Below are 18,106 nucleotides of genomic sequence, written 5' to 3' on the forward strand. Positions count from 1 at the left end.
GGATGCTGCCCGCCGAGACGATCAGCGAGATCGCCGAGCAGCTTGCCGACGCCGAGCGCACGCGCGGCCTGATGCCGCGCATCACGGCCCGCCACCCGAGCGCCACCATCGAGGACTCCTATGCCATCCAGGGCGTCTGGCGCGACAGGAACCTGGCAGCGGGCCGGGAGCTGGTGGGCCGCAAGATCGGCCTGACGTCACGTGCGATGCAGGCGGCGACGGGCATCACCGAACCCGACTACGGCGTGATGTTCGACGACACCGTGTGGGAGAACGGCTCGGTGATCCCGTTCGACGCGTTCTCCAACGTGCGCGTCGAGGTGGAGCTCGCGTTCGTCCTGGCGGAGCCGCTCGAGGGGCCGCGGTGCACGGTGTTCGACGTGCTGCGTGCCACCGAGTACGTCACGCCCGCCCTGGAGATCCTGAACTCGCACATCGAGCTCGAGGGCCGCACGATCGTCGACACGATCGCCGACAACGCCGCGTACGGCGGCATGGTGCTGGGCGGCCGACCGATGGCGCCCGACCAGGTCGACCTACGCTGGGTCAGCGCGCTGCTCTACCGCAACGAGACGATCGAGGAGACGGGGGTCGCGGCCGGGGTGCTGAACCACCCGGCCAACGGCGTGGCCTGGCTCGCCAGGAAGCTCCACCAGCACGGCGCCCGCCTCGAGGCCGGCGAGATCATCCTCGCCGGTTCCTTCACCCGCCCCGTGTGGGTGTCGCGCGGCGACAGCATCGTCTGCGACTACGGACCGATGGGAACCATCTCATGCCGCTTCCTCTGAGCCCGACGTTCCGCGACGCGCTGGCCGCGTCCGACCGGCCGCTGGTCGGGATGTGGGTGTGCTCCGGCAGCGCGCTCGTCGCGGAGATCTGCGCGGACGCCGGCCTCGACTTGCTGCTGATCGACATGGAGCACTCTCCCAACGGGCTCGAGTCCGTGCTCGCGCAGCTGCAGGCGGTCACCGGGTATCCCGTGACTGCCGTCGTCCGGGTGCCGAGCAACGACGCCGTGGTGATCAAGCAGGTGCTGGACCTGGGCGCCCAGAACGTGGTGGTGCCGATGGTCTCGACCGCCGACGAGGCGCGCGCCGCGGTCGAGGCCGTGCGCTATCCGCCGCGCGGGCGGCGAGGTGTCGGCTCTGCGCTCGCGCGTTCGGGGCGCTGGAACCGCATCGACGGCTATCTGGGGGACGCTGCCGAGCACGTCTCACTGTTCGTGCAGGTCGAGACAGCCGCGGGCGTCGACGCCGCGGCACAGATCGCGGGCGTCGACGGCGTCGACGGTGTCTTCGTGGGCCCGGCGGACCTGGCTGCGTCGATGGGTCTCCTCGGCCAGCAGACCCACCCGGACGTCACGGCCGCCGTATTTCGAGCCATCGCGAGCGTGCGGGCCGCCGGAAGACCTGTGGGGGTCAACGCGTTCGACCCTGCCGTCGCGGACGCCTACCTGGCCGCGGGCGCGTCCTTCGTGCTGGTCGGCGCCGACGTCACCCTGCTGGCCCGCGGCTCCGACGCGCTCGCCGGGCGGTTCCTGGGTGTCATCGACCCCGAGCGCGCCGGCTCCTGACCTGTCCGGACGAGACCCCTGCCCGCGGGGCCTGGGCTGCGGTCAGAGCTGGTGCCCGAGCTTGTACTCGCCCTGCTTCCAGCTGGGCAGCTCCTCGGGTGCGTCCCCCTTGCGGGTGTAGGAGAACCCGTCGGCGCCGATGGTGACCTCCATCTCGCTGGTGTCGGTGCGCGCGACGACCGGCTGCGGGACGCCGTCGAGGTCGAGGACCAGGGACGCCTCCGTGTACCAGGAGGGGACGACCGGGTTGCCCCACCAGTCGCGACGCTGGTTGTCGTGGACGTCCCAGGTGACGACCGGGTTGTCGGGGTCGCCGGTGTAGTAGTCCTGCGTGTAGATCTCGATGCGGTGCCCGTCGGGGTCGCGCAGGTACAGGTAGAACGCGTTGGACACGCCGTGGCGACCGGGGCCGCGCTCGATGCGGTCCGACAGCCGCAGCGCGCCGAGCCTGTCGCAGATCGCCAGGACGTTGTGCTTCTCGTGGGTGGCGAAGGCGACGTGGTGCAGGCGCGGGCCGTTGCCCCCGGTCATCGCGGCGTCGTGGACGGTGGGCTTGCGACGCATCCACGCGGCGTAGGTGGTGCCGGCGTCGTCCTGGATGTCCTCGGTCACCCGGAACCCGAGGTCCTCCATGTACCGCACGGCCCGCGGCACGTCGGGGGTGACCTGGTTGAAGTGGTCGAGGCGCACCAGCGTGCCCGGCAGGTGCAGGTCGTACCGCCACGCGAGCCGCTCGACGTGCTGCACGTCGTGGAAGAACTCGTACGGGAACCCGAGAGGGTCCTCGACCCGTACGGAGTCCCGGACACCCTTCGCGAAGCCGTCCGCCCGCCGCTCGACCCGGCACCCGAGCTCCCCGTAGAACGCGACCGCCTTGTCGAGGTCCTCGGGGGAACGGACCCGGTAGGAGAGCGCGGCGACGGCCGCCACCGGACCTGTGCGCAGGACCAGGTTGTGGTGGATGAACTCCTCGAAGCTGCGCAGGTACACGCATCCCTCGTCCTCCTCCGTGACGACGAGGCCGAGGACGTCGACGTAGAAGTGACGCGACGCCGCGAGGTCGGTGACGACGAGCTCCATGGACGCGGCGCGCAGGATGTCGGGCGGCGGCGACGACGGGGTCGGGATGGGCTCGTCGGCGCGGATGGGGTCCTCTGCGGTCACGACGGGCTCGGGCCCGTCGGGGGCGAGGGGAGTCGTGGCCACGTCAGCGTCCTTTCCCGAAGGTCGGGTTGTGCGCCTCGCCGAGCGTCACGTGCACCGCCTGCTGGTGCGTGTAGAAGTCGATCGAGCGGTACCCGCCCTCGTGGCCGAGGCCCGACGCCTTGACGCCGCCGAACGGCGTCCGGAGGTCACGGACGTTGTTGCTGTTGAGCCAGACCATGCCCGAATCGACCGCCTGGGCGACGGTGTGCGCCCGGCGCAGGTCGTTCGTCCAGACGTAGGCAGCGAGCCCGTACTTCACGCCGTTGGCGAGCGCGAGCGCCTCGTCCTCCGTGTCGAACGGCGTGATGGCGACCACCGGGCCGAAGATCTCCTCCTGGAAGATCCGGGCCTCGGCCGGGACGTCGACGAAGACGGTGGGCGCCACGTAGTTACCGGTCGGAAAGCCGTCCGGCCGCCCGCCACCCGCGACGAGGCGACCCTCGGTCCGGCCGATCTCGATGTAGCCCATGACCTTGTCGTAGTGCTCCGGGTGCACGAGCGCGCCCACCTCGGTCCGCGCCTCGTGCGGGGGGCCGACGACGACGCGTCGCGCCTGGGCGGCGTAGCGCTCCACGAACTCGTCGTAGATCTCGCGCTGGACGAGGATCCGGCTGCCCGCGGTGCAGCGCTCGCCGTTGAGCGAGAACACGCCGAAGATCGTCGCGTCGATCGCCGCCTCGAGGTCGGCGTCGGCGAAGACCACGGCGGGGGACTTCCCGCCGAGCTCCATCGAGAGGCCCTTCAGGTGGGGCGCCGCGTTCGCGAAGATGAGCTGTCCGGTCCGGCTCTCGCCCGTGAAGGAGATCAGCGGGACGCCCGGATGCTTGACGAGCGCGTCACCCGCGTCCTCGCCGAACCCGTGCACGAGGTTGAAGACGCCCGTGGGCAGGCCGGCGTCCTCGAAGATCCCGGACCACAGGGACGCCGACAGCGGCGTGAACTCCGCCGGCTTGAGGACGACCGTGTTGCCCGTCGCGAGCGCGGGTCCGAGCTTCCACGACTCGAGCATGAACGGCGTGTTCCACGGTGTGATGAGCCCCGCGACGCCGATCGGCTTGCGGTTGACGTAGTTGATCTGCCGTCCCGGCACCTTGAAGGCGTCGTCGGTCTGGGCGACGACGAGGTCGGCGAAGAACCGGAAGTTCTCCGCGGCGCGTCGGGCCTGGCCGAGCGCCTGGGTGATCGGCAGCCCGGAGTCGAAGCTCTCGAGCTCCGCGAGCCGGGCGTCGCGCGACTCGACGATGTCGGCGACGCGGTGCAGGACACGCGAGCGCTCGCGTGGCAGCATCCGGGGCCACGGCCCCTCGTCGAACGCGTGCCGTGCCGCCGCGACGGCCCGGTCGACGTCCGCCTTATTCCCGGCCGCGGCGTGCAGGTACGTCGTGTTCGAGGCCGGGTCGAGCACCTCGAACGTCGCGCCGTCCGCGGAGTCGACGTGCTCGCCGCCGACGTAGTGCCGGAGGCGCTCGGGGAGGTCGGCGGGCAGGTGGCGGTCGGTCGCGGTCGCCCGGTCGGTGCTGGTGGTGGCCATGGGTCTCCTCTCAGGGTGCGGTCGGCTGCCGGCATCGACCGGCGCCTCGTCGGGTGTTCCAGGCCGCGAGCGTCAGCCGCTGGCCCGTGCGATCTCCTGCCAGAAGGGCGCGACCACCGTGCCGGAGATCCGCAGGTCGAGGAGCAGGAACGGGCGTTCGGCGACGGGTCGGGCGCGCCACGTCGTCAGCGCCTCGAGGTCCTCCACGGACCGGACGACGACACCCCGGGCCCCGAGCGCGGTGGCCACGCCGGCGAAGTCGACGTCCGGGATCAGCATGGGCTCCTGGGCCAGACCCTTGTCTCCGTAGAGGTGCATCTCCGCGCCGTACGTCCCGTCGTTCCACACGACCGCGATCCCGCGGCCGGCCGCCACCCGCACCGCCGACTCGAGGTCGGAGAGGGCCATGAGCCCGCCACCGTCGCCGGTCGTCAGCACCACCGTGGCGTCGGGCCGGGCGAGCGCCGCCCCGACCATGCTCGGGAACCCGAGCCCGATCGCCTGGAACGCGGTGCCGACCATCACCATCCGGTCGGGTGCGGTCACCGGCCAGTACATGTTCGACCAGCCGAGGAAGTGCCCGCCGTCCGAGACGACGACCCGGTCCTCGGGAAGCAGCTCGGCGAGCCGTGCCGCCGCGGAACGGGGGTCGAGCCGCCCGTCCGGAGCGGTCCCGTCGCCCCGCTCGTGCCATAGCGCGGACGTGAGGTCGACCGACTCGCGCCACCCGCTGGGCGTCGCGCCTGCAAGCCCGTCGAGGATCGCCCGGGCGACGACCGCGGCGTCCCCGCGCACGTACCCGCCGACGTGCGGGTGGGTCGCCGAGGGTGCGACGTCGACCTGGAACACGTGGCACCCGGGGGCGAAGAGGTCGCCGAACCGCATGGTGAACTGGTTGAGGGAGGCGCCCATGACGACAGCGACGTCGGCCTCACGGACGAGCGCCATCGCCGCCTCGGCCCCGAACCCCCCGGCCACGCCGAGGTCGAACTCGCCCCGGGGGAAGACCCCACGCCCGAGCGCCGTGGTCGTCGTCAGCGCACCGGTTGCGTCGGCGATGGCGCCGAGAGCGTCGCCGGCGCCGGCGGTCCAGGCGCCGCGCCCAGCCAGCAGCAGCGGCCGGTGTGCCGCGGCGAGGGCTGTCGCGATCTCGCGCACGACGCCGTCCGCGAACGGCCCGCGCACGAGGAGCGGCGAGGGGAGGCGCGGGATCGGCGTCTCCGGCACCGGGCCCGTGTCGAGCGTGGCGACGTCGTAGGGGATCGCGAGCACCGTGGGCACCCGGTAGGTCAGCGCGTGCTCGACCGCGATGACGGTCGTGGCGGCGGCATCCGTGCGGCCCACCGTGTACGTGCGGGCGCCGACGGCCGAGGCCATCGCGATCTGGTCGACGTCCCAGGGTCGCGGTCCCGACGTCGGCTCGTCGCCGACGACCAGGACGAGCGGCACGTGCGCCTGCACGGCTTCGGCGAGGGCGGTGAGGGTGTTGGTGAACCCGGCCCCGTAGGTCGTCGTCGCCGCGGCGAGCCTGCCGGAGGAGCGGTGGAAGGCGTCGGCCGCGACGACCGCCCCCGACTCGTGCCGCACCGGGACGAAGCGTGCGTCGGTCTGGCACGCCAGGGCGTCGAGGAAGTACGCGTTGCCGTTGCCCATGACGCCGAAGACGTGGTCGACGTGCGCGGCGAGCGTGACCGCGACGTGCGCGGAAACCGTCGGCATGGAGCAGGGCCTCCCGGACCGGGTCGACCGCAGCGGCGTCGTTGCGGCTAGGTAGCGATAATATATGATCCGTCAACCTCGACAGCGGCGTCAGGGGAGTCGGACCCATGCAGTTCCACGATCACGGCTACGTCTCGGGCGACCCGCGGGTCCAGCCCGCGGCGGGAACAGGCCTCGACCGGCCCGACGAGCTCCCCGACGAGGTCGACGTCCTCGTGGTCGGCACGGGACCGGCCGGGATGATCACCGCCGCGCAGCTCTCGCAGTTCCCGCAGGTCACCACGCGGATCATCGACCGGCGCGCGGGGCGTCTGACGATCGGCCAGGCGGACGGCATCCAGCCCCGCAGCGTCGAGACCTTCCAGGCCTTCGGCTTCGCGTGGCGGATCGCCGAGGAGTCGTACCACGTCGCCGAGGTCTGCTTCTGGCACCCGGACCCGGCCGACGGCACGCGCATCGTGCGCGGGGAGCGGACGCCCGACGACCCCTCGGGGATCAGCGAGTTCCCGCACCTGTACGTCAACCAGGCCCGGGTCCTCGACTACTTCGCCGAGTTCATGGCGAACGCCCCGACGCGGATGACGCCCGACTACGGCTACGAGTTCCGCGACCTCGAGATCGCCGCCGACGGCGAGCACCCCGTGACCGTCCACCTCGTGCGGACGTCCGGTGAGTGCACCGGTCAGGAGAGGCTCGTCCGAGCGAAGTACGTCGTCGGCGCCGACGGTGCGCACAGCGGCGTCCGGCGATCCATCGGCTGCACGTCGAGGGGTGGCAGCGCGGCCCATGCGTGGGGGGTCATGGACGTCCTCGCCGTGACCGACTTCCCGGACATCCGCCGCAAGTGCGCGATCCAGTCCGGGTCCGGTGGCAGCATCCTGCTCATCCCGCGGGAGGGCGGCCAGCTGTTCCGCATGTACGTCGACCTCGGTGAGGTCCGGCCGGAGAACACGGGTGCCCTGCGCAGCACGACCGTCGAGCAGATCATCGGCCACGCCCAAGCGATCCTGCGCCCGTACACCCTCGACGTGGTGGACGTGGCCTGGCACAGCGTCTACGAGGTCGGGCACCGGGTCACCGACCGTTTCGACGACGTCCCGCTCGAGGAGCTCGGCACGCGCGACCCACGCGTGTTCATCGAGGGCGACGCCTGCCACACGCACAGCGCGAAGGCCGGTCAGGGCATGAACGTGTCGATGCAGGACGGGTTCAACCTCGGGTGGAAGCTCGGCTACGTCCTGTCGGGGCGCAGCCCGCAGAGCCTGCTGGCCACCTACTCCGCCGAGCGCCAGGTCATCGCCCAGAACCTCATCGACTTCGACCGGCAGTGGTCCACGCTCATGGCGAAGAAGCCCGAGGAGTTCGCCGACCAGGCCGAGCTCGCGGACTTCTACGTGCAGACGACCGAGTTCCTGTTCGGGTTCATGACGCAGTACCCGCCGTCGATGCTCGTCGCCGAGCCCACGCACCAGGCGCTCGCGGCGGGGTTCCCGGTCGGGAAGCGGTTCAAGTCCGCCCGTGTCGTCCGGGTCGCCGACGCGAACCCCCTGCACCTCGGGCACCAGCACCGCGCCGACGGCCGCTGGCGCGTGTACGCGTTCGCGGACGGCGCCGCGGCAGGGCAGGCCTCCGCGTTGACGGCGTGGGCCGAGTGGATGTCGAGCTCACCCGACTCCCCGGTGCTCGCTCACTCGCGTCCCGGGGACGACCTCGACGCCGTCCTCGACGTGTTGGTCGTGTACCAGCAGCGGCACGTGGACGTCGACGTCTCGGCCGTGCCAGAGCTCTTCCGGCCCCGCACCGGACCGTTCCGGCTCATCGACCACGAGAACGTCTTCGCCACGCACCCGGACGACGACATCTTCGAGCTGCGTGGCGTGGACCGCGCCGGGTGCGTCGTCGTCGTCCGGCCCGACCAGTACGTCGCCGCGGTCCTGCCGCTCGACGCCACGGCCGAGCTCGCGGCGTTCTTCCGGCAGCACCTGCTCGTGCAGGACCGCCAGCCGGTCGGGTGATGCCCGGTCAGCGGGCCACGGTGGCGTCGCGGGCGAGCCGGGCGGGTGTCTCGTCGTCGAACTCGGCGAAGAACCCGCCCACCCGGTCGGTGAGCTCGCCCATGCCGTCGCAGGCGAACAGGATCGGCTGGTAGTGAGAGATGTCGTACTCCAGCGTGGCCATCGCGTGGAAGTCGACGGGGCGGACGTCGGCTCCGCGGAACTCCTCGATCTCGCCGTAGGACGAGAGCAGTCCGGCGCCGTACGCGCGGAGCTCGCCGGCCTCGTACATCACCCCGAACTCGATGGTGAACCAGAAGACGTCGGCCACGTACTGCAGGCCCTCGGGCGTCTCGCACCGTCGCGCGGCCTCACCGGCGCGGCGCTTGACGTCCGCGATCGCCGGGTTGGCCAGCAGGTTGCAGTGCCCCACGACCTCGTGGAGGATGTCCGGCTCCGGCGTGTACAGCGGTTGCGACGGATGACGCAGGTACTGCGTGGAATGGAAGATCCCGTCCGCGAGCGACCCGTAGAAGACGTCGAGAGGCACGAGCCCGGCGGCCGGGTGGAGTCGGAAGCCGCTGAGAGGACCGAGGCGGGCGCTGACCTCGTCGAGCTGCGGCACGTGGTCGGAGGGCAGGTCCAGGGCCGCCTTGCCTTCCAGGTAGCCGCGGGTCGCGAGCCGCTCGTGCTTGGGGGTGAGCTCGCGGCACACGGTCCGCCAGATCTCGTTCTCGGAGTCCGTGTACTCCACGCGCGGCACCGCGTCCCCGGGCTGCCACGCCAGTGCCGGACCCGCGATCTCGTTGCGACGACGGCGGTAGTCCTGGTCCTTCGCACCGGGATGGTCGTCGGCGAGGTGCACCGTGGCCCTGCCGTCCTCGTCCGCGGTGACGGGGGCGTAGAGCTGTCCCTCTTCGAACATGAAATCCGTTGTACGCCACAAGCCCGTTCGATGCATCCCCGAGGTGCACTCGTGCGATGACGGTGTCGCCACAGGGAAGGCCAGAGCCGCGTCAGCCGCCGCTGGGACGTTCGCCCCCGCCGTCGGGTGATCGGTCACCCGGGGTCCGAACGGTCCGTGCGCGGCGTACCTGCGTCCGCCACAACGCGAGCGCTCCGGCACCCACGGGGATCTCCAGCACCACGACGTAGAGGCTGTGGAGCAGGACGGCGCCCACGGCGGCCGACGGGGGCGCCCCGAAGGCGACCAGGAGAGCCCCGACGAGAGCTTCGGTCACCCCGAGCCCACCGGGTGTGATCGGGGCAAGAGAGAGGAGCCGACCCAGGCCGAACGCGATCAGCGCGGCACGTGGGCCCACGCCTGCGTGCATCACTGCGAGGCAGCCGAGCAGGAGCAGGTACTGGACGACTGTCTGCGCCGCCGCCCCTAGGAGCAGGTCCCGACGGCGGGTACGCAACGCAGCACCCGATGTTGCGAGGGCGTCCGCCGCCACCGTGCCCGCGCGTGTGAGGAGTGCGGCCACGCGTGCCGGACGGCTGATCCTCAACAGCCGCCGCCGGACAGCCGGAAGCAAGGCGAGGGCGACCAGCGCGATCATCACGAGGATGCCGACGGCAGCGAGACGTGAGGCCCCTGCGACCTTCGCCGGCAGATGGGGGCCGCCGAGCAGGGCGAACGCCGCGACCAACGGGACGCTGAGCCTGGCGGCCGTCGTGACCACTGTCGTGACCATGGTGTACGACGAGAACTGGGACGTCGTGAACCCCCACGAGCGCAGCATCGACCAGTTCACAGCCAGGCTCAGCGGGCCGCCGGCGGGCAGGGCTCCGGCCACCGCGCTGCCGCCGAGGTTCAGGGTGAGGGCATCGCGACGGCGCAGTCCGGGCAGTGCCGCGAGCTGGACCCACGTGTGGGCGATCAGGCCGAGCGACCACAGTCCCGCCAGTGCGAGGTTCTGCGGGAGCGACACGGAGCCGATCAAGCGTGCGACCGCGGCCCAGGTGGTGCCGTCGAGCCGGGGGAGAGTGAGGAGAAGAGCGACGAGGACCGCGATGCCGACCGCGGCGACGGCCAGGCTGCCGGACCGCCCTTTCCACGCCGAGAGAATGGAAGCCGAGGCGTCGGGCTCCACGGCTTCGACGGGCGCGCTCACCGGAGCACTCCGCTATCTGGTCCGCGAGCTCCGGTCGGTGCGGCCGGTGACAGCACCTTTGCCGGAATGGCGGCCAGGACATCCGAGAGCACCGCAGCGTCGCCGCCGGTTCGGACGACGATCCACTCACGTCCGAGCGCTACGCGGAACAGCGGGCGCGGCAGGAGAAGGAGGAGCCGGAGCGTGCGACGCCCCGGGCGGAGCTGGCTGCGGTGCGCCGCCATCGCCGCCCGCTTCGCGCCGGCCTGGGCGCGGACGTCCAACCGGTGGGTGAGCCGTGCGGGGTCGGCGAAGGCGCGAGCCAATGACGCGCGCCGGGCGCCGCCCGGCAGGCGGGGAATCCAGGCGGTCGCGGCGAGCAGCACCCGCCGGTCGATCGTCGCCTCGAGCACCAGCGGCGTCCCGGCCAGCTCGGCGGCGCGCACGCCCACGCGGTGCACCTGCAGGTGGTCTGGGTGACCGTAGCCGCCCGCCGGGTCGTAGATCGTCAGCACGTCCGCGTGCTCCGCGCGTAGGAGAGTCGCGAGCCGAGCGGCAGCCCCCTCGACGTCTGCACGGGCGAAGCCCCGCTCGCCCGAGGCGTCGCCGTCCATCCCTGAGTCGGCCCACCCCAGAACCTCCGAGCGGGTACAGCCGAGGGCGGCCGCGGCGTCGCCCAGCTCGGCGGTCCGGTGCCCGGCCAGCTCCACGCCCGACCCGTACGCCGGATCGGCCAGGCCGTGCTCGCCGGCGGTCGCGGTCACGAGCAAGACTCGGTGGCCGGCAGCTGCGAGAGCGGCGAGCGTGCCCGCCATGAGCAACGATTCGTCGTCGGGGTGGGCGTGGAACGAGACGACCGTGCGGCTCGATGACTCAACCACGAGCGGCCGCCCTCACGGTCGTGAGGTCGTCTCCCGGGGTCCCGCCGGTGCGCCCGGCGCACAGGTCGGCGGCGACGGACCACGCGTGCTCGGTCAGCGCCAGATGGCTGGGCCAGTCGTAGCGGATCGGGGTCGTGCGGTTGTGCTCCGCGATCGCGAGTCGCCGGACCGGGTCCAGAGCCAAGTGCGCCAGGGCCCCCGCCATCGCCTCGTCGGAGTCGACGAGCAGGCCTTCACGATCGTGTTCGAGGACCTCGGCACTGCCGCTGCGGCTGTGCGCGATCACCGGGAGGCCGGCCGCGCGAGCTTCCAGCGCAGCGAGGCCGAACGACTCCAGGACGGTGGGCGCCAGGTAGACGTGCGCGCCGTGGTACAGCTTGCTGAGCGCGACGGTGTCAAGGACCCCCGGGGTGCTGACCCAGTCGTCGATACCAGCGCGACGCAGCCCGGCGTGCAGGGCCGGCGTCCGATGCCCCTCCCCGGCGATGACCGCACGAAGCCGAGGCGCCGCCACACCGCTCCCCGCCGCGCCGGCCGTGAGGAGCCGCTGAGCCCGAGCCAGCACGCCCGGCAAGGCTTCGACCCGCTTGCGGCGGGTGTGACGCAATGCCGAGACGACGAGCAGCTCGGCGGGAGCGAGGACGCCAGGACCGGGGGGCGCGATCCACGTCGCGCCGTCCACCGCGTTGGGCAGGACCTGTACGGCCGCCGCCGCACCGAGCAGGCTGCGGAGCTGGCGCCCGACCGTGCCGCCGACCCCGCACCACACGATGGGCAGGTGCCGCCATCCGCCGAGTGCGGCCAACGGACGGTAGACGCCGCCGAGCCCGTCGAGCAGCGAGTGCACCGTCACGACCGTCGGCAGACCAGCGGCACCCCGGGATCGGAGCACGCTCCAGCCCAGGGGGCTCACACCGCCGAGGTGGACCTGGACGACGTCGGCGTCGAGCAGCGCGGACCGGACCACCTCAGGATCGGGACGGCCGATTCGGTCGGGCCGCGCCCGGCGGATCGCGACAGCGCCGCCGTCATCCACGGACCGCTCGTCGCCCGCCCTGGTGGTGGTCAGGACGGTCACGCTGTGCCCGGCCGCGGCCTGCCGGGCAGCAGTGCCCGCCACCTGGCGCTCGATACCTCCCGTACGGGGCAGGTAGAAGTCCGTGACGTGGACGACCCGCATGAACGACCTTCCCATGGTGCCGATGCACAAGAACCGGGGAGAGCCTCGCCCACCAAGGCTGAGAGAAGGCTGAAACAATGTCGCTCCCACCGACCGGCGCCAGGATTCACGACGGTTGCCGGGGCCAGATCACCTGACGACACCCGGACCCGCGAGCGACTTCGGCGCGGGCGCGGGGCGGCTGCGCCCGAAGCTGTGGATCGCTGTGGCCACAGGTCGAACGTAGAATCGCGCCAGCAAGACGGGCTTCTCGTCGAGCGAACCTCTCACCTGCCCGATCGCGGGCTGCTGTCAGCGCCTGGGTCGGGAAGGCTGAATCCGACCTCCGAACCCACCCCGTCGGACTGCCCGCGAGCGAACACGTCACCGCTGTGCCACATTCATGGACCGGGCCCTGACCCGGTTCGCAGACCTAGGGGCACCGGTAGCCGCCCACTGGTTCATCAAGGCCCACTGCCCCTGGCAAAACGGCAAGGTCGAACGCTTCAACCGAACCCTCGCCACCGAATGGGCCTACCGACGCCCCTACGACTCCGACGAGGAACGCACCCAAGCCTTCCCACCCTGGCTCGCGACCTACAACACTGAACGCCACCACTCCGCCATCGGCGCCGCCCCGATCACCCGACTGTCACCAACGTGACGGCCGAGTACATCTGGTTCTCCTCGGCCCGAGCACGTTCACGTCCCCGGCACGCTACCGGCGTGAATGGGCGAGGCCAGCGATCAGCTCAGCGCGAGTCGCCGGCCATGGTCCGCCTCGCCCGGAGCGACCGTGCCCCGCCCTGTCGCGTGGACCTTCCACGACACCATGTGGCCGTCAGGCGCCTCGAGCCTCTGGGCGGACAGAGCCGTCTCGATGCGCTGGCGGACCTCGTCCTCGTCGCCCGGCTCGGTCGCGAAGAGGACCCGCATGCGCACCTCGCCGCCCTCTCTCTTTGTGGCCGTGTGGTGTGGGGCGAGCGGGCAGGGCGGTTCGTGATCCCAACTGCCGCAGAGAGCGAGAGTGACGGCAGCTCCTAGCGAACTGTCGTCGCCGTCCATGATTTCAACCGCTGCGGTATGCACGTACACCTCTCGCATCGGCCCATCGTCCCGCGTCCCTCTCGCGGCGGGAAGAGACCCCGTCAGCCAGAGCCAATGCGGATGGCGGTCCAGATGATCCCTCGGCCACGCCACCACGAGGATGACGATGACTGTTGGCCTTCGGTGAGCGTGGACGTTGTTGACGGCTCTCCCGCCATCCGACACGGGCCGAGGCTCTCGCATCGGCTGCATCACGTCCCCGTGCTGGTCACTCGAGGCACACGGCGACATCGAGGCGGTCTCGACAGCCAGCGGGGTCGCACACCTGCCCTTCACGCTGTACGGCTGATCTCGTTCGCCCCGACCGTCGGACTCGCGCACCGAAACCGGCGACCGTCGCCCTGCAGCGCTGAGGCGGCAAGAATGTAGTCGGTCGAGCAACAGGCGTTACCCGCGGGAGCAACGTGACGGGTAGACCCGCGACAATCGACCCGCGCTGCGATTGGATCGTCGATGAGCGACCGTGAAGACATGGCTGACCCGGCCCCGGTCATGCGTCGATCTGGCACACGAGCGTTCATCTACGCGCTGCTGTCGCTGCAATTGGTCGTCTTTCTCTGGGTCGCCGTCCAGGGGATGCAGGCGGTCGGCGTCGATCCCGGCCTCAGTGGCATCGCCGTCGATGTGGGAGTGGCGTCGTCGCTCATCGCTGGGTGCGTGGCTGCGATCCAACGTCTGGCGGACGGCCGGACCGAACGCGTTCGGGTCAGATGGATCGTCGCCTGGGCGTGGGGCGTGCCGTTGGCCGTCTCCGGGCTCGCCATCGTGCTCCTTCTGCGATGACCGCATCGATCGCGCCCCTCCGTATGGCGCTCACACGGCTGTCGCCGAGCAGGCTGAGCCCGCGAGGGCATTCCTTGGCCGTTCGCGTGGTCGGGACCTTGGTCGCCACGGCCGTTGTACTCACCGCACTGGCGTGGGGGTCGAGCGGGACCGGCCAGCCGCTGGCGTGGGCGAGCGCGCAGGCGCCCGCGTTCGCGGACTCGTGCTTCGGCGGTGCGATGCAGATCGTGGCGCACGAGGACGACGACCTGCTCTTTCTGAGTCCGGATGTCCTTCACGACATCCAAGCCCGACGTTGCGTCCGCACGGTCTTCGCCACTGCGGGGGACGCGGCGAAGGGCCACGCCTACTGGGCCGGTCGCGAGCGCGGGAGCCTGGCGGCCTATGCGGGTATGGCTGGCGTCCCCGATGACTGGACTGTTTCCGACGCGGGGGTGCCGGGAAGGTCGATACGGCTGGAGACTCTGGTCGGTGCGCCCAACGTGTCGGTGATCTTCATGCGGTTGCCTGACGGGAACCGGCGCGGGACGGGAAATGCCCGCCATCACCACGAGAGCCTCATGCGGCTGTGGCAGGGTGCGATCTCCACGATCAGCGCGATCGACGGCTCGGGAACCTACACGGACGCCTCCCTGCGCGACACACTGACCGCGCTGATGGTGGGATTTCGGCCGACGACTGTGCGCACCCAGGACTGGACCGCCGCGTTCGGGGATGGTGAGAACGCCGACCACGTCGCGATCGGGTTGTACGTTCGCCGCGCCGATTTGGGCTACGCGGCCGCGCACACCCTGTCGGCCTACGCGGGTTACCCGAGCTGGGTCCGCGCTCCCAACGTCGCGGGCGTCGACCTCGCGACCAAGCGGGCGGCGTTCCGGCTCTACGCGACCAGTGACCCGAGCCTCTGCATGGCCCGCTTGTGCGCCGACTCGCTCGTGTCTTCGATGCGCCTGGCGCGTCAGTACATCGCCGCCAGCCAGGCGACCGGAGACTCGGCGCGGGGCCGTGGCGTCAAGGTGACGGCCTCATCACAGAGCACGCTCACCGATCAGGGCGCGAAGAAAGCGATCGACGGGCTTGCCCTCGGCTATCCGGAAGGCCGAACTCACGAATGGGCGACCCGAGGAGGCGCGGCCGGTAGCTGGATCCAGCTGGATCTGGCGTCGAGGAAGATGGTCGACGGCGTCGTGATCTCGGATCGGCCAAATCTCGCTGACCAGGTCACCGGAGGGCTGCTGACGTTCGACGACGGCAGCACGGTCGCCGTTGGCGCGCTCGCCAACGACGGGTCGGCGGCCAGCCTCAGTTTTGCGCCACGCCGGACGAGGACCGTGCGGTTCACCGTGACCTCCGTCAGCCCATCCACCAGGAACGTCGGCCTTGCCGAACTGGAGACCTACTCCAACATGCCCATCCCAACGTCCTGACCGACTCGGTGTGATCGCGCAGGCGGCCGATCTCGTACGGATTTTGCCCCCGGACCGTAAGATGGTTAGCCTTCCCTAACTTGGTCCGTTCCGCTGTGGGAGTGTCATGAATCTCGGCCAGACGCTGGTGCTCGGCCTCATCGCAGGCGGCACGATCTTTCTGGGTCTGCCGGTCGGGCGGATCCGCAACCCGACCCCCAGGCTGCGGGCGCTGCTCAATGCGGCGGCGATCGGCGTCCTGCTCTTCCTGGTGTGGGACGTCTTCTCGGCGGCGTGGGAGCCCATCGACGCAGCCCTGGTCGACTATCACACCGGCGACGGCGGGCTGGCGCCGGCGTTCGGGTACGGTCTGCTGTTCGTCGGCGGCCTGGCGGTCGGGCTCGTCGGCCTCGCCTGGTACGAGATCTGGATGCGCGGGCGCGCACGAGCACGTGCCGAGCTCGGGGGCGGGAGTCTCGGGCCCGGGGCGATGTCCATCCGCGAGCTGGAGGGAGCCACCGGTCGGCACCGCTCGGCGGGTGCCGAGCTCGCAATGCTCATCGCGGTCGGCATCGGCCTCCACAACTTCGCAGAGGGCCTGGCCATCGGGCAGGCGTCCGCCGCCGGCGACATCAGCCTCGCGCTGCTGCTCGTGATCGGGTTCGCGCTGCACAATGCGACCGAGGGATTCGGGATCGTCGCGCCGCTCACTGGCGAGCCGAACAGCGAGGGCGTCGCGGTTCGCCCGTCGTGGGGCTTTCTTGCCGTGCTGGGCGCGATCGGTGGAGGCCCGACCTTCCTCGGCGCGGCCATCGGCCACAGCTTCACCAGCGACGCCGTCAGCGTGGTGTTCCTGACTCTTGCTGCCGGCTCGATCATCTACGTGGTCACGCAGCTCCTGGCGGTCGCGGCCAAGGCCAAGCGCCCGGACCTCCTGGCGTACGGGCTGCTCATCGGTCTGGTTGCGGGGTTCGCCACCGACGCCATCATCACCGCGGCGGGTGTCTGAGCCCCGCGACTCTCGTCTGCCACACCGAAGGCCCGGACCCGGAGGTCCGGGCCTTCGTCAGATCTGCTCCGCGGTCCCTGTGACGCGTACGCGGCCCTCGCGCGGCACGTCCACGACGATGAGGGAGGGCCGCCCGATCTCCGCTCCTTGGTCGACGGTGAAGGTCGCAGGTACGTCGAGGTGCCCGCCGGCACGCAGATACGCGCCGAGCCCGGCCGCCGCGGACCCCGTCGCCGGATCCTCCCGGATCCCGCCCCGCGGGAACGGGTTCCGCGACACGAACCGGGTCGTCGACAGCCGATGGACGACCGGCACGGTGCCGTCCCACCCGTGCGCGTCCTGCAGCGTCAGGACCGCCTCGCCGTCGTGGTCGAGCCGCTCCAGGACGCCGGCGCGCACCGGGACGAGGGGATGCAGGTTGCCGCCGTGCACCAGCGCCGGCGGCATCGCAGGGTCGAGATCAGCCCGCTCGAGCCGCAGAGTGCCGAGCACCTGGTCGACGAGTTCATCGTCGAGCGTCTCGACCTCGGTGTCGACGGCCACCAGGGTCGCGCGGTCCGCGGTCACCTCCACAGGGACGAGCCCGGCGTTCGTCGTCAGCCGCACCACGGCCGGTGCGTCCCGGTGCGCCGCCAGTGCCACCCCCGACGCGACCGTCGCATGCCCGCAGAACGCGATCTCCGCGCGCGGGGTGAAGTACCGCACGCGCGCCGCGTCCCGTTCGATCGCGGACAGGAACGCGGTCTCGCTGAATCCGAGCTCCGCCGCGATCCGCAGCATGTCCTCGTCGCCGAGCTCGTCCGCGTCCAGCACGACCCCAGCCGGATTCCCGGACTGCTCGTTCGGCTCGACGGTGGTGAACGCCCGGTACCTGAGGATCTCCATGCGTCCATCGTCCACGCACCTGACCGCGAGTCGCGAGGTCCAATCGGTCGGCGCTGGCTCCGCTGGCCCCGGCATGCGCTCTCACGACCGAGGCACGGCTCAGGAAAGGACGGTGATGCCGGCGCCGACGAGCTTGGCGCCGATGATGAGGAGCAGCACGGCCATGACGATTGTGTTGTGTTGGATGAGCCATCCCTTCAGCTCGTCGAGGATGCCTGCCGCGCGGGACCCCATCGACAGGTAGATGACGATGGGCGCGGCGACGCCTATGCACGCGACCAGGCCGAAGACGATTGCGGCGCCGATCTGGGCCGTGGTGTCGTCGGGTGCAGCGGCGGCGATCGTCGCGCCACCGGAGACCACTAGCAGGAGATTCTTCGGGTTGACGGCCCCCAGCAGGACGGCAAGTCCGGCGGCCTTGACCGGTGTGAACGTGTCGATAGCCTGCATCCACTTCGGCGTCGGAGCCTCCACCCCGGCGCGCGGTCGCCCCCGCCAGTCCTTGATGGCAAGCCACACCAAGAGCAAACCAAGGACGATCTTCAGCCACCCGGTCCACGCGGCCGGCCCAGCGAGGTCGCTCGCGTCATCGGTGCCCGCCAGAAGCGCGATGACGCCGGCGACCCCGGCGACGGCAACGAACCAGGCGATGAGGAACGAGAACGCGTTCACCTTCGCCTTGGCGCTGCTGAGCATCAGGACCACCGCGACGATGGGCAGCGGGCTGATCATGACGCCGACGGCGACGGGCAGCGAC

16 protein-coding genes and 1 pseudogene are annotated in these 18,106 nt (G+C 71.1%); 7 read left to right on the forward strand and 10 right to left on the reverse strand.

What is annotated here, in order from left to right; all coding sequences use genetic code 11:
* Window positions 1-2: 2 nt before the first annotated feature.
* Both hpaH and ACPPVS_RS08350 read left to right on the forward strand, forming a co-directional pair.
* Window positions 3-788 carry a 2-oxo-hept-4-ene-1,7-dioate hydratase gene (gene hpaH / locus ACPPVS_RS08345; RefSeq protein WP_426595583.1) on the forward strand — a complete coding sequence of 262 codons (786 nt, stop codon included), beginning with the start codon at window positions 3-5 and terminating at the stop codon, window positions 786-788.
* Window positions 773-1,573, forward strand: coding sequence for an HpcH/HpaI aldolase family protein (locus ACPPVS_RS08350; RefSeq protein ID WP_426595584.1), 801 nt, complete (start codon window positions 773-775; stop codon window positions 1,571-1,573). The genes hpaH and ACPPVS_RS08350 overlap by 16 nt, the downstream gene beginning before the upstream one ends.
* Before the next feature lie 42 nt (window positions 1,574-1,615).
* Here the strand turns inward: ACPPVS_RS08350 and hpaD are convergent, their stop codons facing one another.
* The 3 genes from hpaD to ACPPVS_RS08365 form a co-directional block, all read right to left on the reverse strand.
* Entirely contained in the window at window positions 1,616-2,779 is a 1,164-nt protein-coding gene (gene hpaD / locus ACPPVS_RS08355; RefSeq protein WP_426595586.1) for a 3,4-dihydroxyphenylacetate 2,3-dioxygenase, read from the reverse strand.
* Between the two features lies 1 nt (window position 2,780).
* Entirely contained in the window at window positions 2,781-4,310 is a 1,530-nt protein-coding gene (gene hpaE / locus ACPPVS_RS08360; RefSeq protein WP_426595587.1) for a 5-carboxymethyl-2-hydroxymuconate semialdehyde dehydrogenase, read from the reverse strand.
* 72 nt (window positions 4,311-4,382) lie between these two features.
* The gene (locus ACPPVS_RS08365; protein ID WP_426595588.1) at window positions 4,383-6,029 is read right to left on the reverse strand and encodes a thiamine pyrophosphate-binding protein; all 1,647 of its coding nucleotides are present in this window, start codon (window positions 6,027-6,029) and stop codon (window positions 4,383-4,385) included.
* A 107-nt stretch (window positions 6,030-6,136) separates the two neighbouring features.
* On the opposite strand from ACPPVS_RS08365, the gene ACPPVS_RS08370 reads away from it, so the two are divergent.
* Complete coding sequence (locus ACPPVS_RS08370; protein ID WP_426595589.1) at window positions 6,137-8,044, forward strand: FAD-binding monooxygenase; 1,908 nt, start codon at window positions 6,137-6,139, stop codon at window positions 8,042-8,044.
* Window positions 8,045-8,051: 7 nt separating this feature from the next.
* Here the strand turns inward: ACPPVS_RS08370 and ACPPVS_RS08375 are convergent, their stop codons facing one another.
* The 4 genes from ACPPVS_RS08375 to ACPPVS_RS08390 form a co-directional block, all read right to left on the reverse strand.
* The gene (locus ACPPVS_RS08375; RefSeq protein WP_426595590.1) at window positions 8,052-8,948 is read right to left on the reverse strand and encodes a phenylalanine 4-monooxygenase; all 897 of its coding nucleotides are present in this window, start codon (window positions 8,946-8,948) and stop codon (window positions 8,052-8,054) included.
* 91 nt (window positions 8,949-9,039) lie between these two features.
* Window positions 9,040-10,140, reverse strand: coding sequence for a lysylphosphatidylglycerol synthase domain-containing protein (locus ACPPVS_RS08380; RefSeq protein ID WP_426595592.1), 1,101 nt, complete (start codon window positions 10,138-10,140; stop codon window positions 9,040-9,042).
* On the reverse strand, window positions 10,137-10,934 hold the full coding sequence (locus ACPPVS_RS08385; protein ID WP_426595593.1) for a PIG-L family deacetylase: 798 nt from the start codon (window positions 10,932-10,934) through the stop codon (window positions 10,137-10,139). Before ACPPVS_RS08385 ends, ACPPVS_RS08380 begins: the two co-directional genes overlap by 4 nt.
* Before the next feature lie 58 nt (window positions 10,935-10,992).
* Window positions 10,993-12,180: a glycosyltransferase family 4 protein gene (locus ACPPVS_RS08390; protein ID WP_426595594.1), complete on the reverse strand. Its 1,188-nt coding sequence runs from the start codon at window positions 12,178-12,180 to the stop codon at window positions 10,993-10,995.
* A 457-nt stretch (window positions 12,181-12,637) separates the two neighbouring features.
* On the opposite strand from ACPPVS_RS08390, the pseudogene ACPPVS_RS08395 reads away from it, so the two are divergent.
* Window positions 12,638-12,823 (forward strand): annotated as a pseudogene (locus tag ACPPVS_RS08395) (integrase core domain-containing protein); the annotation flags it as partial.
* A gap of 83 nt (window positions 12,824-12,906) precedes the next feature.
* Here the strand turns inward: ACPPVS_RS08395 and ACPPVS_RS08400 are convergent.
* Window positions 12,907-13,095 (reverse strand): hypothetical protein, encoded by a 189-nt coding sequence (locus ACPPVS_RS08400; protein WP_426595595.1) that lies wholly within the window; start codon window positions 13,093-13,095, stop codon window positions 12,907-12,909.
* 642 nt (window positions 13,096-13,737) lie between these two features.
* Here ACPPVS_RS08400 and ACPPVS_RS08405 point away from each other — a divergent pair.
* From ACPPVS_RS08405 to ACPPVS_RS08415, 3 genes are all read left to right on the forward strand, one after another.
* Window positions 13,738-14,049, forward strand: a complete 312-nt coding sequence (locus ACPPVS_RS08405) for a hypothetical protein (protein ID WP_426595596.1) — start codon at window positions 13,738-13,740, stop codon at window positions 14,047-14,049.
* Window positions 14,046-15,476: a DUF7402 domain-containing protein gene (locus tag ACPPVS_RS08410; RefSeq protein ID WP_426595597.1), complete on the forward strand. Its 1,431-nt coding sequence runs from the start codon at window positions 14,046-14,048 to the stop codon at window positions 15,474-15,476. Before ACPPVS_RS08405 ends, ACPPVS_RS08410 begins: the two co-directional genes overlap by 4 nt.
* Before the next feature lie 106 nt (window positions 15,477-15,582).
* Window positions 15,583-16,464, forward strand: a complete 882-nt coding sequence (locus tag ACPPVS_RS08415; protein WP_426595599.1) for a ZIP family metal transporter — start codon at window positions 15,583-15,585, stop codon at window positions 16,462-16,464.
* A 57-nt stretch (window positions 16,465-16,521) separates the two neighbouring features.
* On the opposite strand, the gene ACPPVS_RS08420 is transcribed toward ACPPVS_RS08415, so the two are convergent.
* Entirely contained in the window at window positions 16,522-17,349 is an 828-nt protein-coding gene (locus tag ACPPVS_RS08420; protein WP_426595600.1) for a PhzF family phenazine biosynthesis protein, read from the reverse strand.
* A 99-nt stretch (window positions 17,350-17,448) separates the two neighbouring features.
* Window positions 17,449-18,081: a GAP family protein gene (locus ACPPVS_RS08425; protein WP_426595602.1), complete on the reverse strand. Its 633-nt coding sequence runs from the start codon at window positions 18,079-18,081 to the stop codon at window positions 17,449-17,451.
* Between the last annotated feature and the right edge of the window lie 25 nt (window positions 18,082-18,106).

It is taken from the genome of Cellulomonas sp. McL0617 (assembly GCF_049994875.1).
Taxonomy (GTDB): Bacteria; Actinomycetota; Actinomycetes; order Actinomycetales; family Cellulomonadaceae; genus Cellulomonas.